The organism is Pseudogemmobacter sonorensis (assembly GCF_042762395.1).
Taxonomy (GTDB): Bacteria; Pseudomonadota; Alphaproteobacteria; order Rhodobacterales; family Rhodobacteraceae; genus Pseudogemmobacter; species Pseudogemmobacter sonorensis.
Window position 1 is genome coordinate 17,558 of sequence record NZ_JBEFZE010000034.1, and the last position, 25,175, is coordinate 42,732.

28 protein-coding genes, 2 tRNA genes, 3 pseudogenes and 1 riboswitch are annotated in these 25,175 nt (G+C 69.6%); of the genes and pseudogenes, 26 read left to right on the top strand and 7 right to left on the bottom strand.

Annotation, left to right across the window (positions count from 1 at the left end):
* The first annotated feature begins 247 nt into the window (after positions 1 to 247).
* From ABNX41_RS18205 to ABNX41_RS18220, 4 genes are all read left to right on the top strand, one after another.
* Complete coding sequence (locus ABNX41_RS18205) at positions 248 to 874, top strand: trimeric intracellular cation channel family protein (protein WP_438671126.1); 627 nt, start codon at positions 248 to 250, stop codon at positions 872 to 874.
* A 136-nt stretch (positions 875 to 1,010) separates the two neighbouring features.
* Complete coding sequence (gene chrA / locus ABNX41_RS18210; protein WP_438671127.1) at positions 1,011 to 2,372, top strand: chromate efflux transporter; 1,362 nt, start codon at positions 1,011 to 1,013, stop codon at positions 2,370 to 2,372.
* A gap of 102 nt (positions 2,373 to 2,474) precedes the next feature.
* Positions 2,475 to 2,948, top strand: coding sequence for an SspB family protein (locus ABNX41_RS18215; RefSeq protein ID WP_438671128.1), 474 nt, complete (start codon positions 2,475 to 2,477; stop codon positions 2,946 to 2,948).
* A gap of 60 nt (positions 2,949 to 3,008) precedes the next feature.
* A complete protein-coding gene (locus tag ABNX41_RS18220) occupies positions 3,009 to 3,563 on the top strand; it encodes a class I SAM-dependent methyltransferase (protein WP_438671129.1) in 555 nt (184 codons plus the stop codon).
* Between the two features lie 69 nt (positions 3,564 to 3,632).
* Here ABNX41_RS18220 and ABNX41_RS18225 read toward each other — a convergent pair whose 3' ends face one another.
* Complete coding sequence (locus ABNX41_RS18225) at positions 3,633 to 4,259, bottom strand: DoxX family protein (protein WP_438671130.1); 627 nt, start codon at positions 4,257 to 4,259, stop codon at positions 3,633 to 3,635.
* A gap of 281 nt (positions 4,260 to 4,540) precedes the next feature.
* Here ABNX41_RS18225 and fumC point away from each other — a divergent pair, with 281 nt between their 5' ends.
* The 3 genes and pseudogenes from fumC to ABNX41_RS18240 form a co-directional block, all read left to right on the top strand.
* Entirely contained in the window at positions 4,541 to 5,935 is a 1,395-nt protein-coding gene (gene fumC / locus ABNX41_RS18230; RefSeq protein WP_438671131.1) for a class II fumarate hydratase, read from the top strand.
* 5 nt (positions 5,936 to 5,940) lie between these two features.
* On the top strand, positions 5,941 to 6,150 hold the full coding sequence (locus ABNX41_RS18235) for a DUF4169 family protein (protein WP_438671132.1): 210 nt from the start codon (positions 5,941 to 5,943) through the stop codon (positions 6,148 to 6,150).
* A gap of 296 nt (positions 6,151 to 6,446) precedes the next feature.
* Positions 6,447 to 6,542: pseudogene (locus ABNX41_RS18240) on the top strand (GNAT family N-acetyltransferase); the annotation flags it as partial.
* Here the strand turns inward: ABNX41_RS18240 and ABNX41_RS18245 are convergent.
* The 4 genes and pseudogenes from ABNX41_RS18245 to ABNX41_RS18260 form a co-directional block, all read right to left on the bottom strand.
* Positions 6,542 to 6,646: pseudogene (locus tag ABNX41_RS18245) on the bottom strand (MFS transporter); the annotation flags it as partial. The pseudogenes ABNX41_RS18240 and ABNX41_RS18245 sit on opposite strands and share 1 nt — an antisense overlap.
* 333 nt (positions 6,647 to 6,979) lie before the next feature.
* On the bottom strand, positions 6,980 to 7,492 hold the full coding sequence (locus tag ABNX41_RS18250) for a DUF2948 family protein (protein WP_438671133.1): 513 nt from the start codon (positions 7,490 to 7,492) through the stop codon (positions 6,980 to 6,982).
* Positions 7,492 to 8,763, bottom strand: coding sequence for a UDP-N-acetylglucosamine 1-carboxyvinyltransferase (gene murA / locus ABNX41_RS18255; RefSeq protein WP_438671134.1), 1,272 nt, complete (start codon positions 8,761 to 8,763; stop codon positions 7,492 to 7,494). Before murA ends, ABNX41_RS18250 begins: the two co-directional genes overlap by 1 nt.
* Before the next feature lie 84 nt (positions 8,764 to 8,847).
* Entirely contained in the window at positions 8,848 to 9,084 is a 237-nt protein-coding gene (locus ABNX41_RS18260) for a hypothetical protein (RefSeq protein ID WP_438671152.1), read from the bottom strand.
* A gap of 103 nt (positions 9,085 to 9,187) precedes the next feature.
* On the opposite strand from ABNX41_RS18260, the gene ABNX41_RS18265 reads away from it, so the two are divergent.
* Positions 9,188 to 9,262: transfer RNA gene (locus ABNX41_RS18265), tRNA-Thr, on the top strand.
* A 252-nt stretch (positions 9,263 to 9,514) separates the two neighbouring features.
* On the opposite strand, the gene ABNX41_RS18270 is transcribed toward ABNX41_RS18265, so the two are convergent.
* A complete protein-coding gene (locus tag ABNX41_RS18270; protein WP_438671135.1) occupies positions 9,515 to 10,387 on the bottom strand; it encodes a hypothetical protein in 873 nt (290 codons plus the stop codon).
* Positions 10,388 to 10,619: 232 nt separating this feature from the next.
* Positions 10,620 to 10,821: riboswitch (cobalamin riboswitch) on the top strand.
* A 163-nt stretch (positions 10,822 to 10,984) separates the two neighbouring features.
* Here ABNX41_RS18270 and ABNX41_RS18275 point away from each other — a divergent pair.
* From ABNX41_RS18275 to ABNX41_RS18300, 6 genes are all read left to right on the top strand, one after another.
* The gene (locus tag ABNX41_RS18275; RefSeq protein WP_438671136.1) at positions 10,985 to 12,115 is read left to right on the top strand and encodes a 5-methyltetrahydropteroyltriglutamate--homocysteine S-methyltransferase; all 1,131 of its coding nucleotides are present in this window, start codon (positions 10,985 to 10,987) and stop codon (positions 12,113 to 12,115) included.
* A 130-nt stretch (positions 12,116 to 12,245) separates the two neighbouring features.
* Complete coding sequence (locus ABNX41_RS18280) at positions 12,246 to 13,235, top strand: TRAP transporter substrate-binding protein (RefSeq protein ID WP_438671137.1); 990 nt, start codon at positions 12,246 to 12,248, stop codon at positions 13,233 to 13,235.
* A complete protein-coding gene (locus ABNX41_RS18285; protein ID WP_438671138.1) occupies positions 13,232 to 13,936 on the top strand; it encodes a TRAP transporter small permease in 705 nt (234 codons plus the stop codon). Before ABNX41_RS18280 ends, ABNX41_RS18285 begins: the two co-directional genes overlap by 4 nt.
* Positions 13,929 to 15,245: a TRAP transporter large permease gene (locus ABNX41_RS18290; protein WP_438671139.1), complete on the top strand. Its 1,317-nt coding sequence runs from the start codon at positions 13,929 to 13,931 to the stop codon at positions 15,243 to 15,245. Before ABNX41_RS18285 ends, ABNX41_RS18290 begins: the two co-directional genes overlap by 8 nt.
* A 153-nt stretch (positions 15,246 to 15,398) precedes the next feature.
* On the top strand, positions 15,399 to 15,878 hold the full coding sequence (locus tag ABNX41_RS18295) for a UPF0262 family protein (RefSeq protein WP_438671140.1): 480 nt from the start codon (positions 15,399 to 15,401) through the stop codon (positions 15,876 to 15,878).
* Positions 15,879 to 15,940: 62 nt separating this feature from the next.
* On the top strand, positions 15,941 to 16,360 hold the full coding sequence (locus ABNX41_RS18300) for an arsenate-mycothiol transferase ArsC (protein ID WP_438671151.1): 420 nt from the start codon (positions 15,941 to 15,943) through the stop codon (positions 16,358 to 16,360).
* 153 nt (positions 16,361 to 16,513) lie between these two features.
* Here ABNX41_RS18300 and ABNX41_RS18305 read toward each other — a convergent pair whose 3' ends face one another.
* On the bottom strand, positions 16,514 to 16,906 hold the full coding sequence (locus ABNX41_RS18305) for a winged helix-turn-helix transcriptional regulator (protein WP_438671141.1): 393 nt from the start codon (positions 16,904 to 16,906) through the stop codon (positions 16,514 to 16,516).
* A gap of 99 nt (positions 16,907 to 17,005) precedes the next feature.
* Between ABNX41_RS18305 and ABNX41_RS18310 the strand changes: the two genes are divergently transcribed.
* The 12 genes and pseudogenes from ABNX41_RS18310 to ABNX41_RS18365 form a co-directional block, all read left to right on the top strand.
* Positions 17,006 to 17,872: an SDR family oxidoreductase gene (locus tag ABNX41_RS18310; protein WP_438671142.1), complete on the top strand. Its 867-nt coding sequence runs from the start codon at positions 17,006 to 17,008 to the stop codon at positions 17,870 to 17,872.
* A 177-nt stretch (positions 17,873 to 18,049) separates the two neighbouring features.
* Positions 18,050 to 18,460 (top strand): annotated as a pseudogene (locus ABNX41_RS18315) (ketosteroid isomerase-related protein); the annotation flags it as partial.
* 80 nt (positions 18,461 to 18,540) lie between these two features.
* Positions 18,541 to 19,149 carry a GNAT family N-acetyltransferase gene (locus ABNX41_RS18320; RefSeq protein WP_438671143.1) on the top strand — a complete coding sequence of 203 codons (609 nt, stop codon included), beginning with the start codon at positions 18,541 to 18,543 and terminating at the stop codon, positions 19,147 to 19,149.
* Positions 19,150 to 19,383: 234 nt separating this feature from the next.
* On the top strand, positions 19,384 to 19,602 hold the full coding sequence (infA, locus tag ABNX41_RS18325; RefSeq protein WP_045389309.1) for a translation initiation factor IF-1: 219 nt from the start codon (positions 19,384 to 19,386) through the stop codon (positions 19,600 to 19,602).
* A gap of 1 nt (position 19,603) precedes the next feature.
* Positions 19,604 to 20,179: a Maf family protein gene (locus tag ABNX41_RS18330; RefSeq protein WP_438671144.1), complete on the top strand. Its 576-nt coding sequence runs from the start codon at positions 19,604 to 19,606 to the stop codon at positions 20,177 to 20,179.
* Between the two features lie 33 nt (positions 20,180 to 20,212).
* Positions 20,213 to 21,268, top strand: a complete 1,056-nt coding sequence (locus ABNX41_RS18335) for a ribonuclease E/G (RefSeq protein ID WP_438671145.1) — start codon at positions 20,213 to 20,215, stop codon at positions 21,266 to 21,268.
* Positions 21,265 to 21,462, top strand: a complete 198-nt coding sequence (locus tag ABNX41_RS18340) for a DNA gyrase inhibitor YacG (protein ID WP_438671146.1) — start codon at positions 21,265 to 21,267, stop codon at positions 21,460 to 21,462. The genes ABNX41_RS18335 and ABNX41_RS18340 overlap by 4 nt, the downstream gene beginning before the upstream one ends.
* A gap of 78 nt (positions 21,463 to 21,540) precedes the next feature.
* Positions 21,541 to 21,616, top strand: a tRNA-Phe gene (locus ABNX41_RS18345).
* A 248-nt stretch (positions 21,617 to 21,864) separates the two neighbouring features.
* Positions 21,865 to 22,659 carry a serine O-acetyltransferase gene (locus tag ABNX41_RS18350; protein WP_438671147.1) on the top strand — a complete coding sequence of 265 codons (795 nt, stop codon included), beginning with the start codon at positions 21,865 to 21,867 and terminating at the stop codon, positions 22,657 to 22,659.
* On the top strand, positions 22,656 to 23,549 hold the full coding sequence (locus ABNX41_RS18355) for a VOC family protein (RefSeq protein ID WP_438671148.1): 894 nt from the start codon (positions 22,656 to 22,658) through the stop codon (positions 23,547 to 23,549). Before ABNX41_RS18350 ends, ABNX41_RS18355 begins: the two co-directional genes overlap by 4 nt.
* The gene (locus ABNX41_RS18360) at positions 23,546 to 24,709 is read left to right on the top strand and encodes an amidohydrolase (RefSeq protein WP_438671149.1); all 1,164 of its coding nucleotides are present in this window, start codon (positions 23,546 to 23,548) and stop codon (positions 24,707 to 24,709) included. The genes ABNX41_RS18355 and ABNX41_RS18360 overlap by 4 nt, the downstream gene beginning before the upstream one ends.
* Positions 24,706 to 25,175, top strand: a 470-nt coding sequence (locus ABNX41_RS18365; protein WP_438671150.1) for a LysR family transcriptional regulator, incomplete at its 3' end; no start/stop codon positions are given. The genes ABNX41_RS18360 and ABNX41_RS18365, both read left to right, overlap by 4 nt.

Here is a 25,175-nt window from a genome sequence, read left to right on the forward strand (position 1 = left end):
CCCGGTTTCTCGCCCGGCGCCTCGGCGCCTCGGGTCTCGCGCGGCCTCAGGTCCCGCAGCGCCTCGGGCGGCATGTCCGGGGCGAGGGATGTCCCGCGCAATGTCCCGGGCCCGGCGCCGGGTCGCGGCCTTGAGCCCAGGGGCCTGCACCGGCATCATCGACGAAGGCCCGCGCGTTCAGGCGTCGGCCCTGGCCCGCGGGCGTCTTCCGGCGCCCCGACAGGCCCCGAACCAAGGGAGGCGCGGGATGGATTTCCCGGATGTGACGCTGGCGACGGTCATTCTGTGGCTCGATCTGGTCGGGACCTTCGTCTTCGGGCTTTCGGGGGGCATGCTGGCGGTGCGGCGCAACCTTGATCTCTTCGGGATCATCGTCCTGGCCACCGCCGCCGCGACCGCGGGGGGCGCGATCCGCGACATCGCGCTTGGCGATACCCCGCCCGCCGTGCTGCGCGACCTGCGCTATCTGCTGGCGACGCTGGCGGCCGGGCTGAGCGCCTTCTTCTTCCACCGCCTGATCGAGATGCTGTCGAAGCCGGTGATGCTGCTGGACGCGATCGGGCTTGGGGTCTTTGCGGTGACCGGCAGCCAGAAGGCGCTCGACTTCGGGCTTTCGGCGCCATCGGCCTGCCTGATCGGGGTGCTGACTGCCGTCGGCGGCGGGGTCTTGCGCGATATTCTGGTGGCCGAGGTGCCGCGCGTCCTGCGTGAAGAGGTCTATGCCGTGGCGGCGATCCTGGGCGCGGCCATGGTGGTGCTGGGGACAAGCCTTGGCTGGTCGCCGGTGACGACGGCGGGGATCGGCTTTGCGCTGACCGTCGTCGTGCGGGTGCTGAGCGTGCGCTTCGGCCTTCGGATGCCCCGTGCGCGCTGACCGGCGCGCTGACGGGCGCGCTGGCCCCGGCCCGGACAAGCGCCCCGAGAGGCGCGCTCACCAGAGCCCCGACTGGCGCCCCGAAAGGCGCAACGGCTGTCGTCGGCATGACATGATTCCGGGTTAGGCCGCCCGCATGGACCCAGCCGCCGCCCCGTCCCCTGTCCCGCCTTCGTCCACGGGCCTTGCCCCGCCGCCGTCGCTGGCCGATCTGGCGCGCGTCTTCGCCCGGATCGGGATCCTGTCCTTCGGCGGGCCCGCCGCGCAGATCGCGCTTTTGCACCGCGTCGCGCGGGACGAGCGGAACTGGGTCGACGAGGGCGAATATCTGCGCGCGCTGTCCTTTTGCATGCTGCTGCCGGGGCCCGAGGCGATGCAGCTTGCGACATGGATCGGCTGGCGGCTGCGCGGCACCCCGGGCGGGCTGATCGCGGGCGGGCTGTTCGTCCTGCCCGGCGCGCTGGTGGTGCTGGCGCTTTCGGGGCTTTATGCGGGTTTCGGCGGCGTGGCCCCGGTGGCGGCGCTGTTCGTCGGCGTGCAGGCCGCCGTCATCGCCATCGTGGCGCAGGCGCTCTTGCGGCTGTCGCGCCGGGTCCTGGTCACCGGATGGGCGCGAGGGGTCGCGCTGGCGGCCTTTGTCGGGCTGTTCGCGCTGAACCTGCCGTTTCCGGCGATCCTGATCGCCGCCGCGCTGACCGGGGCGCTTGCGACGGCGGGCCCGGTCGCGCCCTCGCCGGGGCGGGTGCAAGGGCGGGCCCCCGGCGGCATGTTCCCGCGCGCGGTGGCGCTGTGGCTTGCGGTCTGGCTCTTGCCGTTGGCGGCGCTTTTCGGGCTGGCCGCGGCCTTTCCGGCGGTGCCGGGGCTGGAGCGGCTGGCCGAGATCGGCGCCTTCTTCTCGCGCCTCGCCGCGCTGAGTTTCGGCGGCGCCTATGCGCTGCTGGCCTGGATGAGCCAGGAGCTGGTCGCCGCGCGCGGCTGGCTGACGGCGGCGCAGATGATGGACGGGCTGGCCCTGGCCGAGACGACGCCGGGCCCGCTGATCCTGGTCAACCAGTTCGCGGGCTTCATGGCCGGATATCAGGCCGGGGGTTGGGCCCTGGCCCTTGCCGGGGCGGCGGTGGCGCTGTGGATGACCTTCGCGCCCTCGTTCCTTTTCATCTTCGCGGGCGCGCCCTTCATCGCGCGGCTGACGGAGGCGCCGCGCCTGGCGGGGGCACTTTCGGCCATCACCGCCGCCGCGGTGGGGGTGATCGCCAATCTGTCGCTGTGGTTCGCGCTGCATGCCCTTTTCGCGGCGCATTCGGTGGTCGCGGCGGGGCCCCTGCGCATGACCTTGCCCGTCCCCGCCAGCCTGAACCCGCTGGCGGCGCTGATCGCGGTGGTGGCGGCGCTGGCGCTGATCTGGCGCGGCTGGCCCCTGTGGCGGGTGCTGGCGCTTTCGGGGGCGCTTGCGCTTTTGCTGCCGTCGGCGCTTCCGGCGCTGGCGGTCGCACGATGAGAGGGGACGGGGGATGAAAGGCACATGGCGAAAGGCGCGCGCTCGCCTCTTTCCTTGTCACCCGAATCCCCTATGCTGGCCGGACAACGGAAAGGGTGGCGGATGACGCGCAGCATCGACTATGGCAATCTCATGCACCGGGCCATGCGCGGCCTGATCCGCTCGGTCCTGGAGGAGGTCGCCGAACACGGCCTGCCGGGGGCGCACCACTTCTTCATCACCTTCGACACCACCGCCCCGGGGGTCGAGATCGCCGACTGGCTGCACGAGCGCTATCCGGGCGAGATGACGGTGGTGCTGCAGAACTGGTTCACCGGGCTTGAGGTCACCGAAGAGGGCTTTTCGGTCACGCTGAACTTCGGCAACCAGCCCGAGCCCCTGGTGATTCCCTTCGACGCCCTGCGCACCTTCGTCGACCCTTCGGTGGAATTCGGCCTGCGGTTCGAGACCCAGGAGGACGACGAGGACGAGGAAGAGGAGGAGGAGGGCGAAGAGGCCCTCTCCGACGACGGGACGCCGCCCGCGCCGCGCCCCGAGGCCGAGGTGGTCAGCCTCGACAAATTCCGCAAGACCTGAGGATCGGGTGTCGAATGAACAGGGGCATTGAATAGACATGGGCGGGAAATAGAGATGGGCGTGGAAAGCGATATCGCATTGTTCCGCCGCAGGCTGCTGCGCAATCCGCGCCAGATCTCGGCCATCGCGCCCTCGTCGCGGACGCTGGCGCGCGCCATGACGCTGGGGATCGGCCCCGGCTCGGGCAAGGTGGTGGAATTCGGCCCCGGCACCGGGCGGTTCACCGAGGCGCTGCTGGCGCGCGGCCTGCCCCCCGAAAACCTTTCGCTGTTCGAGCTGGACGACGAATTCGTCCCCTACCTGCGCCGCCGCTTTCCCGGCGTCGCGGTCCATCGGGCCGGGGCCGAGACCGCGCCCGATGTGGTCGAGGGCGAGGTGCAGACCGTGATCTCGGGCCTGCCGCTGCTGTCCTTTCCCAAGGCGCTGCAAGAGGCGATCCTGTCGGGGGCCTTCCGCATGCTGGGCCCGCGCGGCACGCTGGTGCAATTCACCTACGGGCCGCGCCCGCCGGTGCCCGATGCGATGATCGAGGCGCTTGGGCTGAAGGTGAACAAGGGCCACAAGGTCTGGGCCAACCTGCCGCCCGCCCGGGTCTATCGCTTCCGCCGCTCATGACGCGGTTTTCGTGAGGCGGCTTCGGCCCGCCGCGCTTTTGCGGGCGGGCCGGTCGTTGCGGTGGGGCGCTCAGAACTCCTTGCCGATCAGCCGGTCGAGCGAAAGCCTGCCCCCGCCGAAGGCCGCGATGATCGCCGCGCCCGCTGCCCAGAAGGTCGAATTGAACACCGCCTTGGCCTGCACCTGATGCAGGAAGCCCGCGCCGCCGTCGCCCAGAAGCTTCTGCTGCCCGTTCGCGGTCAGGTATTGCAGGTTCTCGTTGAGGAAGGCCATGCCCTCGGGGGTCAGCAAGGCCTCGAAATCATAGGGATTGGCGACGTGGAACCGGATGGTGATCGCCAGCATGACCGCATTGGCCAGCGCGGCGGGCCGGGTCAGCAGCCCGAGCGCGATCAGCGCCCCGCCGACGAATTGCAAGATTGCCAGCAGCGGCGAGAACAGCCAGCCCGCGGGCCAGCCCAGCACATTCTCGACAAAGCCCACCTGCGCCATCGGCGCGATGATCTTGGGCCAGCCCTCGACCATCAGGAACCCGCCGATGATCAGGCGAAACGCCAGCCATCCCGTCGGCTGGGCGAAGTCGTGATAGAAGGGCGCCATGAACGGCAGGATCAGCCGCCCGCGTGGCGAAGAGGTCATTTCGGGCAATGCGCCCGCCGCAGGTTCGTTCGCCCGCAGCGCATTTGATCGCGTCATCTCGATTTCCCTTTCAGAACCTGGTCGCGACCCCGGCCTTGTCCCCGCCTTGCTCCGGGGCAAGCGTCGCCGGGGGGCGTCGTCGCCTTGCGTCTCCGGGCCGCCGGGGCAGGGCCGGGACCTTTCGGGCGGCGGTCCCGTGCAGAGGGCTGGGGCGCTTTCGCCCCCCGGTCATGCGCCCCCCGGGCGGGCGCCGCAAGGGGCAGTATGCGACGGCATGCCGATTGATTTCGCCCGCCCCCGGCGCTATGCGGGAGGCGAACAAATCCAGGAGGCCCCTGATGACCGCGACCCGCACCGAGACCGACAGCTTCGGCCCGCTCGAGGTTCCCGCCGAGAAATACTGGGGCGCGCAGACCCAGCGTTCCATCATCAACTTCCCCATCGGGTGGGAGCGTCAGCCGGTTCCGGTGATCCGCGCCCTTGGCGTGATCAAGAAGGCGGCGGCGGCGGTGAACGCGGCCCAGGGCGATCTGGACGCCGGGCTCTCCGGGGCCATCCAGCAGGCCGCGCAAGAGGTGATCGAGGGAAGGTTCGACGACAATTTCCCGCTGGTCGTGTGGCAGACCGGCTCGGGCACCCAGTCGAACATGAACGCCAACGAGGTGATCTCGAACCGCGCCATCGAGATCCTGGGCGGCGAGAAGGGCTCGAAAAAGCCGGTCCACCCCAACGATCATGTGAACATGGGGCAGTCGTCCAACGACACCTTCCCCACCGCGATGCATGTCGCCATCGGCATGCATGCGCGCGACGTGCTGCTGCCGGGGCTGGAGAAGCTGGCTGGTGCGCTTTGGGCCAAGTCGGAAGAGTTCAAGGACATCATCAAGATCGGCCGCACCCATACCCAGGATGCCACGCCCCTGACGCTTGGCCAGGAATTCTCGGGCTATGCGACCCAGGTCGATCGCGGGATCGAGCGGGTGAAGCTCGCGCTGCCGCATATCTATGAGCTGGCCCAGGGCGGCACCGCCGTCGGCACCGGGCTGAACACCCGCAAGGGCTATGACGTCAAGGTCGCGGCCGAGATCGCCGCGATCACCGATCTGCCCTTCGTCACCGCGCCCAACAAGTTCGAGGCGCTGGCCGCGCATGACGCGATGGTGTTCTTCTCGGGCGCGCTGAAGACGGTGGCGGGGTCCTTGTTCAAGATCGCCAACGACCTGCGGCTGCTGGGTTCGGGCCCGCGCTCGGGCCTGGGCGAATTGATCCTGCCCGAGAACGAGCCGGGCTCCTCGATCATGCCGGGCAAGGTCAACCCGACCCAGGCCGAGGCGCTGACCATGGTCTGCGCCCATGTCATGGGCAATGACGCCGCCATCGGTTTCGCGGGCAGCCAGGGGCATTTCGAACTGAACGTCTACAACCCGATGATGTCCTACAACGTGTTGCAGAGCATGCAGCTTCTGGGCGATGCGGCATCCAGCTTCACCGACAACATGGTCGTCGGCACCCAGGCCAATGTGGCGCGGATCGACAAGCTGATGAAGGAATCGCTGATGCTGGTCACGGCGCTGGCGCCGACCATCGGCTATGACAACGCCACCAAGGTCGCCAAGACCGCGCACAAGAACGGCACCACTCTGCGCGAGGAAGCCATCGCGCTCGGCTTCGTCGATGCCGAGACCTTCGACCGCGTGGTCCGCCCCGAGGACATGATCGGCCCGAAGGACTGATCGCAATGGCCGAAATCGTCAACCTTCGCACCGCGCGCAAGCAGGCCGCCCGCAAGGCGGCCCGGGCGAAGGGGGATGAGAATGCGCTGAAGCACGGCCAGACCCGCGCCGCGCGGGATCTGGCGCAGGCGCGGGCCGAGAAAACGGCCCGCGACCTGGACGGCCACCGGCGCGAGACCCCGGCGCCGGAGGGGTCCGATCCCTCGGGGGAATGAAGCCGCCGCCGCGCATGGCGGGGGGGGGGGATGGCGCATGACGGTTGCCCCCCGACGATCCGGCGCCCTGCGGCCGCAGAGGCGCAGGCCTTCAGGGCGCTTCCGCTGGCGGGGCCGCGCCTGCATCCCGAGACCTTCGGCGCTGCCGTCGAGGATGAGGTGGCGCGCGCGCCGGAGACTTTCGCGGTCCGGCTTGCAGAGGGCACGGTTCTTGGTGGTTTCGATACCGGGAACGGGCTGCGCGGGGTGATCGGCGTGGCGCGGAGCAGGGCGCCTGAGACCCGGCAGTCGCGCATCTGTGGGGCATGTATGTCGCGCCGGAGGCGCGCGGCACGGGCCTTGGGCGGGCGCCGGTCGGGGCCGCCATCACCGAGGCGTTCCGCGACTGCCGCACGATTCGCCTCTTGGTCAAGCGCATCCGGATGCGCTGGTTGTTGAACGCGCCGGTGATCGCCCCCAGCCCGAAGGTTCCAAGCAGGGTCCCGTAGCCAAGCGCCCCGCCCGCACATCGCGCGCCGTGGTCAAGGGCAAAAGCGCGGTCACTCCGATCCCGAAAAGGCCAAACAGAAACTGCGCCGCATCACATTCAGCACATGCCCCGAGACCATGGTGTAACGCAGACGCGTCGAACGCGGCGGCGATACGGCTTTGTCGGCGCGCCGGTTTCCGGCAATGGGCGGTCGATCATGCGACGCTTTGCACGGTCGATCATGCAACGCTTTGCGTCGGCGGGGTTTCCCACGACAAATTGGGGATGCGCCTGGACGCGGATATTGATGCGGATCTTCCGGCCTGCGCCCCGGGGGCCAAGGCCCGTCTGGGGATCGCCTCAGCCCTCGTGATCGGGCCGCTTGCGCGAGGGGGCGAGATAGGGCCGCGTCACATCCTCCAGCCGGATCTCCAGCGCCTCAAGCTCAAGCGCGATGGCGCCGCCGCCGGCAAGGATCAGCACCAGCCGCCCCGGCCCGGCAAGAGCGGGATCGACGTCCTCGGCGGGCGCCTGCGCGGCGGGCTGCCAGTCCAGCGACAGGATCGACAGCACCGCGTCAGAGTCGTCCGGGTGGTCGATGCCGGCGCTGCGCACCGCCAGCACATCCTCGACGGTCAGCAGGCTGCGCACCCTTTCATAGGGGCGGCCCTCGCGTTCGGCGGCCTCGCGGTCCTCCCAGCGGAAACGGTTGAGCAGCGCGGCGAAGCGGCGCTGCTTCGGCGCATAGCGCATCTCGCCCGGCGGCAGCACGGCATCCTGCACCAGCGCCGACAGCACCGGCACATCGCCCGGGCCGCGCGCGATCAGAAGCAGCGGGCCCTCGTCGCCATCCGCGAATCGCGCATCGGCCATCACGCGCCCCCCTTGATCCGTTCGATCTTCGCCCCGCAGGCGGAAAGCTTTTCCTCGACCCGCTCATAGCCGCGATCGAGGTGATAGACCCGGCTGACCACCGTCTCGCCCTCGGCCGCCAGACCGGCGAGGATCAGCGAGACGCTGGCCCGCAGGTCGGTCGCCATCACCGGCGCGCCGCGCAGCCGCTCGACCCCGGTGACGGTGGCATGGCCGCCGTGGACCTCGATCCTGGCGCCCATCCGCATCAGTTCGGGGGCATGCATGAAGCGGTTCTCGAAGATCCTCTCCTCCAGCACCGAAGTCCCCTCGGCGGTGCACAGAAGCGCCATCATCTGGGCCTGCAGGTCGGTGGGGAAGCCGGGGAAGGGCTCGGTCACCACATCGACCGCGCGGACCCGCCCGTTGCGGCGCGCGACCTTGAGGCCCCTCTCGGTCTCGGTCACCGAAATCCCGGCGGCGTCGAGCTTTTCGCAAAAGGCCGCCAGCAGGTCGATCCGCCCGCCCAGGCATTCCACCTCGCCGCCGCAGATCGCGGGGGCGAGCATGTAGGTGCCAAGCTCGATCCGGTCGGTCACCACAGGATGGGTGGCGCCGCGCAGGGCGGTCACGCCCTGAATGGTGATGGTCGGCGTGCCTTCGCCCTCGATCTCGGCGCCCATCCGGCGCAGGCAGTGCACGAGATCGACGATCTCGGGCTCGCGCGCGGCGTTACTGAGGACGCTGGTGCCCTTCGCGAGCGTTGCGGCCATGACGAAATTCTCGGTCGCGCCGACCGAGGCGAAGCGCATCTCATGCACAGCGCCCGTCAGCCCGCCTTGGGTCTTCGCATGCAGATAGCCGTCCCTCAGGTCGATCTCGGCGCCAAGCGCGGCCAGCGCGTCGATATGGATGTCCATCGGCCGCGCGCCGATGGCGCAGCCGCCGGGCAGCGAGACCACCGCATGGCCGAGCCGCGCCAGCAGCGGCCCCAGCACCAGGTTCGAGGCCCGCATCTTGCGCACGATGTCGTAATCGGCGGTCGGGTTCAGCACGCCATGCGAGGACATGGTGATCACCTTGCCGTCCTGCAGCGACGAGACCTCGGCCCCCAAGGATTGCAGCAGGCTGGTCATGGTGCGGATGTCCGAAAGCCGCGGCGCATTGGTCAGCGTCAGCGGCTCTTCCGACAAGAGCGTGGCGGGCATCAGCGCCAGACAGGCGTTCTTGGCGCCCGCGATGGGAATCGCCCCGTTGAGCGGCCCGTTGCCCTTGACCAGTATCGAATCCATGCCCGCCTCTTGCTGCCGTTCTTGTCGTTGTTCCGTCTCTGCCCTCGGGGCCATCCGCGGCCGCCCGGGGCCGCGCCGCGCGCCTCAGTCCGTTTCTCCGGCCTCTTTCGCCGCCTGCGCCCCCGCGCCGGGGCCGCCCGTTTCCGCCCGCACCCGGGCCTGGGCCTTGCGCCGGGCCATATTGGCCTTGAGCGCGGCCTTGAGCCGGTCCTCGCGCGTCGCGGGCTTCGCCGCACCCGCCTTCGCGGCGCGGTGCGAGCCGACGCCGGGCGATGCGGGGCGCTGCCCCGCGGGGGGATTTCCATCTTCGGTCTTGCGCATGGGCCGAGCCTTATCCCAGCCCGCAGGCCCGGTCCAGAGCGGCATGTCAAAAGGGGGGTTGCGGAGGCAGATGTTTGCGTCTAAATCCGCCTCCACCGACGGCGCTGCAGTAGCTCAGTGGTAGAGCACTCCCTTGGTAAGGGAGAGGTCGAGAGTTCAATCCTCTCTTGCAGCACCATCTTTCCCCCTTCGAATTTGGCTTTCCTGTCAGGCGGTTGGCTGGTCTCATTGGCCGGTCTTGGCGGTAATCTGTCGCGCCATGGGCCGCCGCGGATGCCGCCTGCCCGCCGGGAGGGGCCGTCGCCGCCGCGGCGGCAAAGGGCATTGGAGCGCGAGGTATTGCGGCAAGGAGCGGGCGAGGGGCCTTCGATCGGGGCGTGCGGGACGAAACCGCCCGGCGCCCCCGCCGCGCGATGGGGCAGGGGGGGCGTCAGGCCGAAAGGAACGCCACCCCGGGCAGGTTACGGATCGTCTCGATGTCGCGGTAATAGCCCTCGGTGATCGAATCGACCAGCGCGGGTGTCCAGCCGGGCAGGTCGAAGCGCAGGGAAAGCTGGTCGGGGCGGCCGAATTTCTCAAGGAAGGCGGTGACGATCCGCCGCCTCTGCGCCAGATTGGCAGGGGGGTGGTCGTCGGTGTAGCGGCGCATCCGGGCGAAGCCCTCGGGCGACATGATCAGCGACAGCAGCTCGTCGGTTTCCTCAAGTGCGAAACCGTCGTCATGGCCCGAGACCTCTTGCAGCACCTCGTCCCAGATCAGCGGCGTATCCTCGTCGGCCCAGATCGTCAGCGGCACGCCGGGGTTCTGGGTCACGATCTGGCGCACCACATCCGACCAGCGGATCTGCAACGGATCGGCGCCTTCGATGAATTCCTCGTAGCTTTTGCCCTTCTGGCGCTCGAACAGGGCGGGAAGGAAGGTCGCGGGGTTGCGGATCGCCAGGTGGAATTCGGCGCCGATCGCGGGAAAGATCTGGGTGAAGGCGCGGATCCGCTCGCCCGCGAAACCGTAAAGCTGGCCGCGCAGCGCCCATTGCGGAAAGGCGAGGAAGCTGTCCCAGCTCAGGATCAGCCGGTCGGCGTCATCCTCGTCCATGATCTGCTCCAGCACCATGGTCTGGGTCTCGACCGAGGCGGCGGCGCCCTTGAGCTGGACGGCGGTGTCGCGCAAGAGGCGGCGATAGCGGGTGGGGGCGGGCACGGCGATGCCCTGCTCGGCCAGGGCGCTGCGGTTCTTCAGCAGGCAGCGGATGAGCCGCTCTTCATCGGTGCAATGGGCGCCGAGATGGTAGACGATGCGCATGGCGGGCCTGCTCCGGGGCTTTTTTCGAGGCTTGTTCTCTCGGCGCGCAAGCGCCCCGACCGGCGCCGATGCGGCGAATATAGGCGGTTTCTGGCCGGGACGAAACCGGATTTCTGGGGTGCCGTTCCGTGCGGGACCTGGCCTGCGGCGCCGCGCGGCGGGCGTCCGGCTTCATCATCATCATGCGATGATTTCAACACCGCATCCATTGACAGATGCGGCGCGGCGGCAGAGCCTGCGTGCTGATCCAGGTGCCGGGGGAAGCCCCGGGTAAAAGGGAATCCGGTCAGGGCGAAGGCCCGAATCCGGGACTGCCCCCGCAACTGTAGGCGGAGAGCCTGTCCGACATGCCACTGGTGCGCAAAACGCGCCGGGAAGGCCGGACAAGGCGGCGACCCGCAAGTCAGGAAACCTGCCCGGATCTGTTCACCTGTTCCGGCCGCGGTGGGCGCGTCGGGAGCGGCAAATCCGCAAAGGTGACGGCAAGCGCCTTCACGACCCCGGTCGTGGGGGCCCGTTTCGCGGCCTTTGGTCGCGGGGCGCGTCCGTTCATTTATCGGCCCGGGGGTTTCCGGGCCGCCCGGAAGGCATGTCACGATGATCCAGACCGAATCCCGTTTCCGCCGCCGCGCGCCCTGCCGGGCCGATCATGTCGGCTCTCTCCTGCGCCCCGGGATGGTGCGCGCGTTGCGCGAGCGGGGCATTTTCGACGGCGAGCTGACCCTGGTCGAGGATATGGCGGTCCGCGACCTGGTGAAGCTTCAGAAGGATGCGGGCCTCAGGGTCTTCACCGACGGCGAGGTGCGCCGCCAGTTCTGGCACTACGATTTCATGGGCATGCTGACCGGCCTCGACATGAAGCCCTCGACCCGAAGCCTGCCGTTCCAGACCGAGCACAAGACGCCCCCCATCGAGGCGCATCTGACCGGGCCGCTGGATTTTCCCGCCGATCATCCGATGCTTGCGCATTTCACCTTCGTGCGGGATCTGGTGCGCCCCGGGGAGGGCGTACCCAAGATCTCGATCCCCGGCCCCTCGGCCTGCCACTACCGGATGGAGCCGGAGAATATCGAACACGCCCCCTATCGCGATCCGGAGGCTTTGTTCCACGACATCGCCGCGACCTATAAAAAGGCGGTGCGGGCCTTCTACGACGCGGGCTGCCGCTATCTGCAACTGGACGACATCTTCTTCGCCTATCTGGGCGATCCCAAACAGCGCGAGATCCGACGCGCCATGGGGCAGGACCCCGATGAGCTGGTAAAGAAATACGCCTGGATGCTGGAAGAGGCGATCAGGGACCGCCCCGAGGATCTGGTGATCGGCATGCATATGTGCCGGGGGAACTTCCGCTCCTCGCATGTGGCCGAGGGGGGCTACGACTTCGCGGCGGATGCGATCTTCAACCAGACCTCGGTCGATGTGTATTTCATGGAATACGACACCGATCGCGCGGGCGGGCTGGAGCCCTTGCGCCTGCTGCCCAGGGGCGACAAGCGGGTGATGGCGGGGTTCATCACCACGAAGACCGGCGATCTGGAAGATCTCGACTGGCTGCGCGCCAAATTCGACGAGGCGTCGAAACATGTCGATCTCGACCAGCTTGGCATCGCGCCGCAATGCGGTTTCGCCTCGACCGAACATGGCAATGCGATCACCGAGGACGGTCAGAAGCGCAAGCTGGAACTGGTGGTGAAGACCGCCGAGGCGATCTGGGGCGAGGCCTGATCCCGCCCGCGGGCTCCGGCCCTTCGGGTCCGGGCCCTTGGCGCCGCGCCTTCCGGGGCCGCTCTTCCGGCCTCGGTCTTCCTTCGGGCGCAGGGCTTCGGGCCGCGCCCTTCCGCAGAAAGGATATGACATGACTTTCCCGATCCGGGCGGCCCTTGCTGTCCTGCTCTTTGCCGCGCCCGCCATGGGTCCGGCCACTCCGGCGGCGGCCGAAACCCTGCGTTTCGCGCATTTCGTCGCCCCGACCCATACCCTGACCGAGGCCATCGTGACGCCGCTGACCACGGGCGTCGCGCCCTCGGGCCTGGTGATCCGCACCTATCCGGCGGGCGAGTTGGGCGCGGGCCCGGCCGAGCAATATGTCCGCGCCGTGCAGGGCGTGGCCGATATCGTCTGGGGCCTGCCGGGCTATACCTCGTCGCAATTCCCGCTTTCCATGCTGACCGAATATCCCGGCGCGCTGCCCCAGGGCATGAGTGGCGCGGATTTCCTGTGGAACGGCCATGAGGCGGGGCTTCTGGCGCGCGAATATCCCGCGACCGAGCCGCTGGCGCTGTGGACGGCCGAGCCCGCCGTGCTGGTCACCCGCGACCGCGCGGTCCGCGCGCCCTCGGACCTTGCGGGGCTGAAGATCCGCGTCTCCGGCTCGGTCACCTCGGGCGTGGTGCAGGCGCTTGGCGCGATCCCGGTGCAGATGCCCGCGGGCGATGTCTACAACGCATTGCAGACCGGGCTGGTCGACGGGGTGATCATCGGGTCGAGCGGGATCTCGGACTTCCGCTTCGACGAGGTGCTGGGCCATGTGACGCTGGGGATTCCGCTGGGCAATCAGGCCTTCTATGTCGTCGCCAATGCCGCCCGGGTCGAGGCCCTGCCCGAGGCCGAGCGTGCCGCGCTGCGCGCGGTCTCGGGCCGCGATCTCTCGCGCCATGCCGAGGCGGCCTGGAATGCCAGGGGCGCGGCGGCGATCGGGGGGCTGCGCGCCCGCGACGGCGTGGTGGTGGATCTGACCGGGGCCGAGATCGCGGCCTTCGAGGCGGTGCTTCTGCCGCTGACCGAGGCCGCCATCGCGGGTCTGGGGGCCGAAGCCGCCATCGCCGCGATGCGGGGCGCCGAGTGAGCACCCCCAGACCTGACACCTCCGGGCGCGACGGGGCCACGGACGCCACCACCACGGGCGGCGCGGTCGAGCATGGGGGACGGCCCGCCGCCACCGGCGCCGAGCGGCCCGAGTTTGGGCGACCCGAGTCTGGGCGGGAGAGGCGGCCTGCAGCCACGGGCGGGGGACAGCCCGCTGTCGGGGGCGGGGGGCAACCCGATGCCCTGTTCCGCCGCGCGCTCGGCTTCCTCGACCGGATCGCGGGCGGGCTGGCGGCGTTCTGCGCCCGGCTTTCCGGCGCGGTGCTGCTGGCCCTGACCGGCATGCTTCTGGCCGATGTGGTCGGGCGCGGCTTCGGCCGCCCGCTGTTCGGCGCGCAGGACCTGGCCGAAATGGGCATGGTCGTGGTCACCTTCGGCGCGCTGGCCATGCTCGACCACCGGGGCGGGCAGATCCGGGTCGATCTTTTCGCGGGTGCGATGCCGGGCTGGATGCGGCGCGGAGGGGACCGGCTGTCGGCGGCCCTGGGGGCGGCGATCTGGCTCGCACTGGCCTGGGCGCTGTGGGATGCGGCGCGGCTTTCGGCCCTGCTGAACCTGTCGAGCAATATCCTGTCGATCTCCAAGGCGCCGTTTCAGCACGCCCTTGCCGCCTTCGCCGTGATCGCGGCGCTTGGGGGGATCCTGCGCGCCATCCTGCCGGAGCGGCCCCGCCATGGCTGACACCCTTTCCGGCCTGGCGGGCATCCTTGCGCTGCTGGCGCTGATCCTCTTGCGGGTGCCGGTGGCCTTCGCGATGTTCGCGGTCGGTTTCGTCGGGATCTGGGCGCTGTCGGGCCTGCCCGTCGCCATGGGCCTTCTGGCCTCGGAGACCTTCACCCTGGCCTCGAAATTCGAGCTGATCGTGATCCCGCTCTTCATCCTGATGGGCAATCTCGCCAGCCGCGGCGGCATGAGCCGGGCGCTTTACGAGGCCGCCTTCGCGCTGGTGGGGCGGTTCCGGGGCGGGCTGGCGCAGGCGACGCTTCTGGGCTGCGGCGCGTTCTCGGCGCTTTGCGGCTCGTCCATCGCCTCGGCGCTGACCATGGGCAAGGTCTCGCTGGGCGAGATGGAGCGTTACGGCTATGCCCCCCGCCTCGCCACCGCGACGGTGGCGGCGGGCGGCACGCTGGGCATCCTGATCCCGCCCTCGACCGGCTTCGTGCTTTACGCGATCCTGACCGAGCAGAGCATCGGGCGGCTGTTTCTGGCGGGCTTCCTGCCGGGCCTTCTGCTGCTTGGGCTTTTCATGGCGGTGGTGACGCTGATCTGCTGGCGCCGCCCGGGGGCGGGCCCGGCCGGTGCGCCGGTGGCGCGGGCCGCGGCGCGGCGCGCGATGATCGGCGCGCTGCCGGGGCTTTCGGTGATCCTGGTCACCATCGGGGGGCTTTACAGCGGCCTCTTCTCGCCCGTGGAATCCGCCGCCGTCGGCGCGGGCCTGCTGGCCATTCTGGGCCTGGCGCGGCGCGGGATCGGGTTGCGCGACCTGTGGGACGCGGGGCGCGATTGCGCGCTGACCTCGGCCAGCGTGATGCTGATCCTGATCGGGGCGCATCTGTTCAACCCGTTCATGGCGCTCAGCCATATCCCGCAGGACATCGGCGCGGCGCTGACCGGATCCGGCCTTGGCCCCTGGGGGGTGATGGCGCTGATCGTGCTGTGCTATCTGGTGCTGGGCATGTTCATGGACGGCTTTGCGATGCTGGTGCTGACGCTGCCGGTGTTCTTTCCGGTGGTGACGGCGCTTGGGTTCGACCCGATCTGGTTCGGCGTGATCGTCATGGTGGTGCTGGAGATGGGGCTGATCTCGCCCCCGGTGGGGATGAACGTCTTCATCGTCCATTCGGTCGCCCGCCATGTGCCGCAAGGGGTGATCTATCGCGGCGTCGCACCGTTCTGGCTGGCCATGCTGGCGGGCGTGGCGATCCTGTCCGTCTTCCCCGCCATCGCGACCGCGCTTCCCGACTGGGTCATGGGGCCCGGTTTGCGCTGAGGGCGCCCTGCGCAAGGCCCGGGCGATAGGGGATTGCGCGAGGGGCCGGGCTTCGGGCATCAAGGCAGGGTTCGCACCGGCCCCGTCCGGCGCGGTTTGCCCGTAGCGCGGCCCCACCGCGTTTCCGTTTCGCCCGCCCCGAAAGCCCGCGCCATGACCAGTCGCCTGTGCCATATCGAAATCGACGAGACCGGCCTGGCCCGCGCCACGCCCGAGATCGAGCAGGAGCGCCGCGTCGCGATCTTCGACCTTCTGGAGGAGAACGCCTTCGCCTTGCCCCCGCGCGAGGGGCGCGAGGTGCCGCCCGGCCCCTACCGGCTGGGGCTTTCGATCCGCGAGGGACGGCTGGTCTTCGGCCTGGGCTGCGAGGACGAAAGCCCCGTCGGCGAGTTCCACCTGAGCCTCGGCCCGTTCCGGCAGGTGGTGAAGGATTATTTCCAGATCTGCGAAAGCTATTTCGAGGCGGTGAAGCGCCTGCCGCCCAGCCAGATCGAGGCCATCGACATGGCGCGGCGCGGCATCCACAACGAAGGCGCCTCGATCCTGGTCGAGCGGCTTTCGGGCAAGGCCGAGGTCGACAACGCCACCGCGCGGCGGCTGTTCACCCTGATCTGCGTGTTGCTCAGGGGGTGAATTTGGCCGATCTGCCGCAGTCCGTGCTGTTTTGCTGCGACCATAATGCGGTGCGCTCTCCGATGGCCGAGGGCATGATGAAACACTTCTACGGCCAGCGCGCCTATGTCCAGTCGGCGGGGGTCAGGAACGACATGGAGGTGGACGGCTTCTCGATCGCGGTCTGCCAGGAGATCGGGGTCGAGATCTCGCGCCACCGCGCCCGCTCGTTCGAGGAGATGATCGACTGGGGCGACGATCTGGGCCAGTTCGACCTGATCGTCGCGCTGTCGCCCGCCAGCCAGCGCATGGCGCTGGAACTGACGCGCTACCACCATATCGAGGTGGAATACTGGCCGATCCTGGATCCGACCGGCCTTGGCGAAAGCCGCGAGGCCCGGCTGGCCGCCTACAGACAGGCGCGCGACCAGATCCGGGGGCGGATGATCCAGCGCTTCGGCCCGCCGCAGACCGATGCCGCCCGGGATGGGGCGGAGGGCTAGGGCGATTTCGGCGGGGCCGGGTCGACGCCGCCCGTTCGTTGGGGGCCGATCGTTGGGGCCGGATCGGCAGGGTCATGGTCCCGGGCCCGGGGCAGGTCCCGGATCGGCAGGTCCCGGATCGGACGCGCCCAGATCGGCAGGGCGCACGCGGCCTTAGGCCGCATGCCCCTGCCGCGCGGCCTGGATCGCGCCGACATTCTCCTCAAGCCAGCCCACCAGCGCGATCAGGTGGCAGGCCGCGCCCCGCCCGGCCGGGGTCAGCGAATATTCCACATGCGGCGGCACCACGTCATGGGCGAGACGGCGCACGAAACCGTCGGCCTCCAGCTCTTTCAGCGTCTGGCTCAGCATCCTTTCGCTGACGCCCCCGACCGCGCGGCGCAATTGCGCGAAACGATGCGGCCCGGTGGCAAGCGTCACCATGATCAGCGTGCCCCAGCGGTTGGTCAGGTGCTGAAGCATCCTGCGCGAGGGGCAGTCGGCCGCCATCACATTGCCGCGCTGCCAGCGGTCGAGCAGGTTCTGTGCATCCCTGGGCGAGGTCATGTGCGGTCCTTCGGCATACTGACAAAAAGGTGCGTTCTTCCTTTTCGTAAGTAATGCGTTATCTCTGTCGCTGTCAATTTCAGGGAATGGAGACATCCGATGACCATCGCCATCACCGGCGCCACCGGCCAGCTTGGCCGACTCGCCCTTGCCGCGCTGAAGGCGCGCGCGCCCGAAGCGGCCGTCGTGGCCCTGGCCCGCGATCCGTCCCGCGTCGCCGAAGCCGGGGTCGCCGAAGCCGGGGTCGAGGCCCGCGCCTTCGACTATACCCTGCCCGAGACCTTTTCGGCGCTGGAGGGGGTCGGGGTTCTGGTGCTGATCTCGTCGAACGCGGTCGGCCAGCGTTTCGCGCAGCACAAGGCGGTGATCGAGGCGGCGAAGGCGTCGGGCGTCGGGCGGGTGATCTACACCTCGCTTCTCAAGGGCGAGGGCTCGACGATGAAGCTCGCCGAGGAGCATGTCGCGACCGAGGCGCTGCTGAAGGCCTCGGGCCTGCCCTTCACCATCCTTCGCAATGGCTGGTATACCGAGAATTCGACCGGCGCGCTTGGCGCGGCGCTGGAACATGGCGCGATCATCGGCGCTTCGGGCGAGGGGCGGTTCTCCTCGGCGCCGCGCGCCGATTACGCCGAGGCGATCGCCGTGACCGCCCTTGGCGCGGGCCATGAAGGCAAGATCTACGAACTGGCGGGCGACACCGCCTTCACCGCCGCCGACCTGGCCGCCGAGGTGGCGCGGCAATCGGGCAAGCCGGTGGCCTTCGTCAACATGTCCGAGGCGGAATATGCCAAGGCGCTGGAAGGCTTCGGCCTGCATCCGGGCTTTGCCGCCATCCTTGCCGACAGCGATGCCCAGACCGGCGCCGCCGATGCGCTTTTCGACGACAGCCGGACGCTTTCGACCCTGATCGGGCGCCCGACGACTCCCCTGGCGGAAACCGTCCGCGCCGCGCTGGCCGCGCTCTGATCCGTATCGGGCTTCCATGCCGGGCTTCCATGCCCGGCCTTCCACGCAAGGGGCGGTCGCTTTCGCGGCCGCCCCTTTCGCTTTTAGGCCTTTCCCCCGCTGTCCGCGCCGCTATCCTTCGCCTCCAACCCATGTCCGACCCATGTCCGACCCTGGCCCGACGAGAGGAGCCCGCCGATGCCCACGCCCGAGACCGAAGCCCGCAAGCTGATCGAGGCCTATTACGCCGCCTTCAACGCGCTCGACCCCGAGGCGATGACGGCGCTGGTCACCGAGGATGTCGAGCATCGGGTGAACGAGGGCGCGATCCGGCTGGGGCGCGCGAAATTCGCCGAATTCGGCGCGCATATGGGGGTAAGCTATCGCGAGACCCTGAAGGATATCGTGATCTTCGTGAATGGCGAAGGCACGCGGGCGGCGGCGGAATTCACCGTCCACGGCGAATATCTGAAGACCGACCCGGGCCTGCCCGAGGCGAGGGGGCAGAAATACATCCTGCCCGCCGGGGCGTTCTTCACGCTGCGCGAGGGCAGGATCGCGCGGGTCAGCACCTTCTACAACCTTGCCGACTGGATCGCCCAGATCTCGGGCGCGCCGGTTTCGGGCGCGGGGGTTTCGGGCGGCCAGACCCCGGGCGGCCAGATCCCGGGCGGGCAGGCCGCAGCGGGATGAGCGGGCAGGCCGGGGCAGGCGGCGTCGAGATCCGCGCCCTTGCCGGCGAGGCGCTTGGCGCCGCGCTCGACGATGTGGCGCGGCTGCGGATCGCGGTCTTTCGCGACTGGCCCTATCTTTACGACGGCGATCTCGCATACGAGCGCGACTACCTGCGGGTCTATCGCGACAGCCCCGGCGCGCTGGTGGTGGGCGCTTTCGACGGCGCGCGGCTGGTGGGGGCGGCCACCGCCTCGCCGATGGAGGACCATGCGGCGGAATTCGCAGCCCCCCTGCGCCGCATCGGCCTGCCGGTCGAGCAGATCTACTACGCGGCGGAATCGGTGCTTTTGCCGCAATACCGGGGCAGGGGCATCGGGCACCGATTCTTCGACCTGCGCGAGGCCCGCGCCCGCGCGCTTGGCGACAGCCATATGGCCTTCTGCGCGGTGATCCGGCCCGGGGATCATCCCTTGCGCCCGGGGGATGCCCGCTCGAACGAGGGATTCTGGTCGCGGCGCGGCTATGCCCGGGTCGAGGGCGCGGTGGCGCAATTCGCCTGGCGCGACATCGGGGCGACGGAGGAGAGCGGCAAGCCGCTTCAGTTCTGGATGCGGCGGCTTTGAACGCGGGCCGGGGATGCCTCCGGCGGGGATATTTTTGCCAAGATGAAGAGGTGGCGCGGGGGAGGCGGGGACCGGGCCGGTTTTCGGCGCCCCTCTTCGGCGCCCCTCTTCGGCGCTCGGGGTGGTTTGGCGGCGCGCCCGGCAGAAAGTCCTTGAAAAAGGGCGGGGCGGGGCGCATATGCCGGGCACTGTGCCCGCGGAGACCCGCGGGCTTGACCCCGTTACGGAGTGAACATGGCCAAGGAAGACATTCTCGAATTCCCCGGTGTCGTGAAGGAACTCCTGCCCAATGCGACATTCAAGGTCGAACTCGACAATGGCCATGAACTGATCGCGACGATGGCAGGCAAGATGCGCAAGAACCGCATCCGTGTTCTGGCCGGCGACAAGGTGCAGGTGGAAATGACCCCCTACGACCTGTCGAAGGGCCGCATCAACTATCGCTTCAAGTAAGTTGCGGCTTATCCTCGGCTCTTCCTCGCCGCGCCGGAAGGATCTTCTGGCGCAGATCGGCGTGACGCCCGACCTGATCCTTGCCCCCGACATCGACGAGGATCCGCGCAAGGGCGAATTGCCCCGCCCCTACGCCGCCCGCGTCGCGCGCGAGAAGGCGCAGGCCATCCCCTCGGCGCCCGGGGATGTCGTGCTTTCGGCCGATACCACGGTGGCGCTTGGCCGCCGGATCCTTGGCAAGCCCTCGGACGCGGCAGAGGCGGCGCGGTTCCTGACCCTTCTGGGCGGGCGGCGCCATCAGGTGATCACCGCCGTCGCGGTGCGGCGCGATGCGCGGCTTTGGGCGGTCGAGGTGGTTTCGGCGGTGAAGATGAAGCGGCTCTCGGATGCCGAGTTGAACGGCTATCTGGCCAGCGGCGAATGGCAGGGCAAGGCCGGGGGCTACGGCATCCACGGTCTGGCGGGCGCGTTCTTCCCCTGGATTTCCGGCAGTTTCAGCGCCATCGTCGGCCTGCCCCTGGCCGAGACGGCCCGGCTGCTTTCCGCCGCCGGCTGGCCGGTCTGGCGCCAGGACTGACATGATCCGGGGTTTGCTGCGCGGAGAGATGCGATGAAGGGCCGGGTGATCGTGCTGGACCGTCTGGACGGCCGCGAGGCCGCGGCGCTGATGGTCGACGGGCGGCTGGAGGAGATCGCGATCGATCCGGCGGGGGAGGGCCTTTCCCCCGGTGCGATCTGCCGCGCGGTTGCCGAGCGGCCGATGAAGGGGCAGGGCGGGCTTTTCGTCAGGCTGCCCGGCGGCGCGCGCGGTTTCCTGCGCCAGACCGGCGGGGTTTCGGCGGGCCAGCCGCTGCTGGTCCAGATCGCCGGGCCCGCGCCCGAGCCGGGCAAGGCGCTGCCGGTGGTGACGCGGCTGCTGTTCAAGTCGCGATTCGCCATCGTGACGCCGGGGGCGCCGGGGCTGAACGTCTCGCGCCGCATCCAGGACAGCGGGCGGCGCGAGGGGCTTGAGGCGCTGGCGCAGGCGGGGATGGCGGGGGCCGCGCCCGATCTTGGCGTGATCCTGCGCTCGGCCGCGGGGCTGGCCGGAGAGGAGGAGGTGGCGGCCGATCTGGCCGAAATGCGCGCGATGGCCGAGGCGGTGCTGCCCGATCTTTCCGGCGCGCCGGAGCTGCTGGTCGATGCCGCCACGGCGCATGAGCTGGCCTGGCGCGACTGGCTCGACCCCGCGCCCGACGAGGTGGTCGAGGCCGACGGCCCCCCCGGCGCGCAGTTCGGCGCCCATGCGGTGGACGATGCGCTGGACGCGCTGCTTGGCCCCCAGGTGGCGCTTGGCGGCGGCGGCCATATGTGGATCGAGCCGACCCGCGCCCTGGTCGCGGTGGATGTGAACACCGGCGCCGACACCTCGCCCGCCGCCAGCCTGAAGGCCAATGTCGCCGCCGCGCGCGAATTGCCGCGCCAGTTGCGCCTGCGCGGCCTGGGCGGCCAGGTGGTGGTCGATTTCGCCCCGATCCCGAAGCGTGACCGCCATATCCTGGACCAGGTGATGAAGGCGGCCTTCCGCGCGGGCGGCGAGGCCAATCTGGTGGGGTGGAGCACGCTTGGCCTTTACGAACTCACCCGCCGCCGCGACCGTTCGGCCCTGTCCGAGCTTTGGCCATGACCTGTCCGATCTGTGCGAAACCGACCCAGACCGAATGGCGCCCGTTCTGCTCGCGCCGCTGCGCCGATGTGGATCTGGCGCGCTGGCTGGGCGAGGGTTACCGCATCCCCGCCCTGGACGAGGATGAGGCCGCCGCGCCGGTCGAGCCGCCCGCCCGTCCCCCCGCCGGGCGCTCTGACGAAAGGTCGTCGTGAAGGGCGTTTTCCCTCTGGACAGCCCCCGCCGCCGCCTGTATCACCCGCCCACCCGAAGGGCGAAGCCCTTGGAACGGTGCCCAGATAGCTCAGTTGGTAGAGCAGCGGATTGAAAATCCGCGTGTCGCTGGTTCGATTCCGGCTCTGGGCACCACTTAAGCCGGATATATTTGAAAATCGGATCTTTGCGGCGCGCCAGTGGCAGGCGTCGGTGCCGTTTTCTGCTTTTCCAGGCCGGGTCGGTTGCGGTGCTCTGGCCTGTCCGCCGGGCTCGCGGTCCAGGTGCGCCGCTTTTCCAGTGTTCTTCTATTGCGAACGCCGACATGTCGGTTTTGCGGGTGACGGCAGTTTTCCCTGCGATAATCTGGCGGGAAGCGGATTTGTCGTCATTGTGGTTGCCGCATGGAAGAAACGATGCTTTCGATGGCCTTTCCCGCGCCGGATGCCTTCCTGCGCGATGCCCGGGCGCTGTTGCGGCGCGATCCCGGGCTGGGCGCCCTGATCGGGCTGGATCCCGACGCTTTGCCGCATGACGGCGCGCTGATCGCCGGGGTGCTGGCGCAGGCGTTGCCGGGGGATGTGGCGGGGGGCTTCTTGCGCCTTGCCGCGCCGCTCGCCGCGCCCGGAGGCGCGCTTTTCGACCTTCTGCGCGAGGATTGCCGCGTCACCGCCGCCCGCGATCAGGATCCCGGCGGCGCGGTGACCAGCCTGCTCTTCGCCAACGGGCTGCAAGGCCTGCTGGCCCATCGCTTCGCCCATCACCTGCTCGGCCAGGGCCGCGCCGCCGTGGCCCATGCGCTGAAGATCCGTTTCCTGCGCGCCTTCGGCGCCGATATCATGCCCGAGGCGCGGATCGGCCGCCGGGTCTGGATCGACCATGGCCTTGGCCTGGTCATCGGCCAGACCGCCGTGATCGAAGAGGATGTGAGCCTGTGGCACGGCGTCACGCTTGGCACCAACCTGGTCGACCGGGGCGAGGGGCGCCACCCGAAGATCCGCCGGGGCGCGGTGATCGGTGCGGGCGCCAAGCTGATCGGCCCCATCGAGATCGGCGAGGGGGCGGTCGTGGCCTCGGGCGCCGTGGTGACCGAGGACGTGCCTGCGCGCGGGCTTTTCATCGGGGCCAGGGGCCGCCTGCTTGAGGGCCGCGCCCGCCCGGCACATGAGCTTGGCATTCGGATCGGAGAACTGGAATGACCCTTTCCTCGCTTGGTCTCGACCATGCGCTCGTCTGTGTGCGGGACCTGCCCGCCGCGCGCGAGACCTATATGGCGCTTGGCTTTCTGTCGCGGGGGCTGAGCCAGCATCCCTGGGGCACCTCGACCATGGTGCTGATCTTCGCGGGCCAGCTTTTCGAGGTGGTGTCGATCGGCGATCCGGCGCTTCTGGACGGCCATGAGGCCGGGGGCTTTCGCTTCGGCCGCCATGTCGAGGCGCATCTGGCCGCGCGCGAGGGGGTCTGCCTGACCGCGCTGAACAGCGAGGATGCCGAGGCGGATGCCCAGGCCCTGCGCGCGCGCGGCGTGGCGGTGACCGGCACCGTGCATTTCGGGCGCGATGTCACGCGCGGGGACGGCACCCCCGACCGCACCAGGACCCGGCTGGAAATCCTCGCCAATGCCGATTTCCCGCGCCTGTCGCTGTTCGCCTGCCAGCAGTTCCGCCGCGACCTGATCGAATATCCCGACTGGATGGATCACCCCAACGGCGTGACCGGCATCGCCGGGCTGACGGTGGTTGCGGGGGCGGAGGCGCCCGGCGTGGTGGACTGGTTCTCGCGCGTCCACGACCAGACGCCCGCGCCGGGGGCGCATGTCACGGAAATCGCCACCGCCAGGGGCCGCTGGCGGGTGACCGATGCCGCCGGGTTCGAGGCGCTTTACGGCCGCGCCGCCGATTGGGCGGATGCGGCGCCCTCGGTGATGGCCATCGACCTTCAGACCCGGACGCCGCAAGAGGTCGCGGCCCGCGCCGCCGCCACCGGCCTTGCGCATCACTGGCGGGACGGTTTCCTCGTGCTGCCCGGGCCCGAACGCCTGGGCGGGGTGATCCTGCGGTTCGGCGATTTCGAGGGCGCGGGCGCATGACGATCCCCGAATCCCACCTGGCCGAGGCCCGGGCCTGGCGCCATGACTTCCACCGCCACCCCGAGCTGGGGTTCCAGGAGACCCGCACCTCGGGCCTCATCGCCGGGCTGCTGGAGGGCTGGGGCCTGCGCGTGCAGCGCGGCATCGCCCGGACCGGGGTGATCGGCACGCTGGGCGACGGATCGGGGCCGCGCCTTGGCATCCGCGCCGATATCGACGCGCTGCCGATCACCGAAGAGACCGGGCTGCCCCATGCCTCGGTCCATCCCGGGGTGATGCATGCCTGCGGCCATGACGGCCATGCCGCCACGCTTTTGCTGGCCGCCCGGCTGGCGGCCGAGGCCTTCGCGCAGGGCGAGGGGCGGGGGACGGTGCATTTCATCTTCCAGCCCGCCGAGGAAAACGACGGCGGCGCGCGGGTGATGGTCGAGGAGGGCCTGTTCGACCGTGCCCCCTGCGACCGGATCTTTGCGCTGCACAACTGGCCGGGGCTGGCGCCGGGGCAGGTGGTGGCGGCCCCGGGGCCGATGATGGCGGCTTTCGCGGCCTGGGACATCACCCTGCGCGGAAGGGGCGGCCATGCCGCCATGCCGCATCTGGCCGAGGGGGTGATCTCGGCCGCGATGGCCCTGGGGCTCGCGCTGCACGAACTTCCGGCGCGGCGGATCGATCCCCTGGACCCGGCGGTGCTGACGGTGACGCAACTGCATGCCGGGACGGCCTGGAACGTCTCGCCCGAAAGCGCGGTGCTCTCAGGCACGGCGCGGTGGTTTTCCGACCGCGCGGGCGATCTGCTGGAGGAAAACCTGCGCCGCCTTGCCCGCAGCATCGCCGAATCGCAGGGCTGCACCGCCGAGGTGGACTACCAGCGCCGCTATCCCGCCACGATCAATACGCCCGATGCGGCGGCGCTGGTCGCGCAGGCCGCGCGCGACGCCGGGCTTTCGCCCGTGCCGGGCGGCCCCAGCATGGCGTCCGAGGATTTCGCCTATATGCTGCAAGACCGCCCCGGAAGCCTTGGCGGCGCCTATCTGTGGCTGGGCGCCGCGCGGGCGGGCGAAAACCCGGGCCTGCACTCGCCGCGTTTCGATTTCGACGATGCGCTGCTGGGGCAGGGGGCGGCGCTGTGGCTCGCGCTGATCCGGCGGGCCGGGGGATGAGCGCGCCGCCCGTCGCACCCGAGGCGTTCGACCTGAAATTCCTGCGCGAATTCATGGTGACCGCGCAGGAAGGCTCGATCCGCCGCGCGGGCGAGCGGCTGGGGATCGTGCCCTCGGCCATCTCGCGCAAGCTGTCGGATGCGGAAATCCGGCTGGGGGTGAAGCTGTTCGAGCGTCATTCCCAGGGCATGCGGCTGACCGATGCCGGGCGGGTGCTGGTGGAACACGCCATCCATATGGCCGAGGAGCAGGACCATGTCCTGGACCTTCTTGGCCAGTTCCGCGACGAGACGCGTGCGATCATCCGCCTGGGCGTGGGCGAGGGTTTCGCGGCCGATCTGATGCAGAACGGCTTTCCCCCGCTGATGCGCAGCTTTCCCGGCCTTCGCTTCGACATCCGGCAGGCCGGGTCCGAGGCGTTGCAGCGCCTTGTCGCCTCTGGGCAGGTGGATATCGCCATCGCCTA

Bases quoted from the DNA above. Each gene is read 5' to 3' on its own strand.
- infA (WP_045389309.1), top strand. From the start codon at position 19,384: ATGGCCAAGGAAGACATTCTCGAATTCCCCGGTGTCGTGAAGGAACTC.
- ABNX41_RS18290 (WP_438671139.1), top strand. From the start codon at position 13,929: ATGGCTGACACCCTTTCCGGCCTGGCGGGCATCCTTGCGCTGCTGGCG.
- ABNX41_RS18310 (WP_438671142.1), top strand. From the start codon at position 17,006: ATGACCATCGCCATCACCGGCGCCACCGGCCAGCTTGGCCGACTCGCC.
- murA (WP_438671134.1), bottom strand. From the start codon at position 8,763: ATGGATTCGATACTGGTCAAGGGCAACGGGCCGCTCAACGGGGCGATT.
- ABNX41_RS18275 (WP_438671136.1), top strand. From the start codon at position 10,985: ATGATCCAGACCGAATCCCGTTTCCGCCGCCGCGCGCCCTGCCGGGCC.
- ABNX41_RS18295 (WP_438671140.1), top strand. From the start codon at position 15,399: ATGACCAGTCGCCTGTGCCATATCGAAATCGACGAGACCGGCCTGGCC.
- ABNX41_RS18235 (WP_438671132.1), top strand. From the start codon at position 5,941: ATGGCCGAAATCGTCAACCTTCGCACCGCGCGCAAGCAGGCCGCCCGC.
- ABNX41_RS18215 (WP_438671128.1), top strand. From the start codon at position 2,475: ATGACGCGCAGCATCGACTATGGCAATCTCATGCACCGGGCCATGCGC.
- ABNX41_RS18320 (WP_438671143.1), top strand. From the start codon at position 18,541: ATGAGCGGGCAGGCCGGGGCAGGCGGCGTCGAGATCCGCGCCCTTGCC.
- fumC (WP_438671131.1), top strand. From the start codon at position 4,541: ATGACCGCGACCCGCACCGAGACCGACAGCTTCGGCCCGCTCGAGGTT.
- ABNX41_RS18225 (WP_438671130.1), bottom strand. From the start codon at position 4,259: ATGACGCGATCAAATGCGCTGCGGGCGAACGAACCTGCGGCGGGCGCA.
- ABNX41_RS18350 (WP_438671147.1), top strand. From the start codon at position 21,865: ATGGAAGAAACGATGCTTTCGATGGCCTTTCCCGCGCCGGATGCCTTC.
- ABNX41_RS18270 (WP_438671135.1), bottom strand. From the start codon at position 10,387: ATGCGCATCGTCTACCATCTCGGCGCCCATTGCACCGATGAAGAGCGG.
- ABNX41_RS18205 (WP_438671126.1), top strand. From the start codon at position 248: ATGGATTTCCCGGATGTGACGCTGGCGACGGTCATTCTGTGGCTCGAT.
- chrA (WP_438671127.1), top strand. From the start codon at position 1,011: ATGGACCCAGCCGCCGCCCCGTCCCCTGTCCCGCCTTCGTCCACGGGC.
- ABNX41_RS18260 (WP_438671152.1), bottom strand. From the start codon at position 9,084: ATGCGCAAGACCGAAGATGGAAATCCCCCCGCGGGGCAGCGCCCCGCA.
- ABNX41_RS18335 (WP_438671145.1), top strand. From the start codon at position 20,213: ATGAAGGGCCGGGTGATCGTGCTGGACCGTCTGGACGGCCGCGAGGCC.
- ABNX41_RS18300 (WP_438671151.1), top strand. From the start codon at position 15,941: ATGGCCGAGGGCATGATGAAACACTTCTACGGCCAGCGCGCCTATGTC.
- ABNX41_RS18305 (WP_438671141.1), bottom strand. From the start codon at position 16,906: ATGACCTCGCCCAGGGATGCACAGAACCTGCTCGACCGCTGGCAGCGC.
- ABNX41_RS18360 (WP_438671149.1), top strand. From the start codon at position 23,546: ATGACGATCCCCGAATCCCACCTGGCCGAGGCCCGGGCCTGGCGCCAT.
- ABNX41_RS18280 (WP_438671137.1), top strand. From the start codon at position 12,246: ATGACTTTCCCGATCCGGGCGGCCCTTGCTGTCCTGCTCTTTGCCGCG.
- ABNX41_RS18340 (WP_438671146.1), top strand. From the start codon at position 21,265: ATGACCTGTCCGATCTGTGCGAAACCGACCCAGACCGAATGGCGCCCG.
- ABNX41_RS18250 (WP_438671133.1), bottom strand. From the start codon at position 7,492: ATGGCCGATGCGCGATTCGCGGATGGCGACGAGGGCCCGCTGCTTCTG.
- ABNX41_RS18355 (WP_438671148.1), top strand. From the start codon at position 22,656: ATGACCCTTTCCTCGCTTGGTCTCGACCATGCGCTCGTCTGTGTGCGG.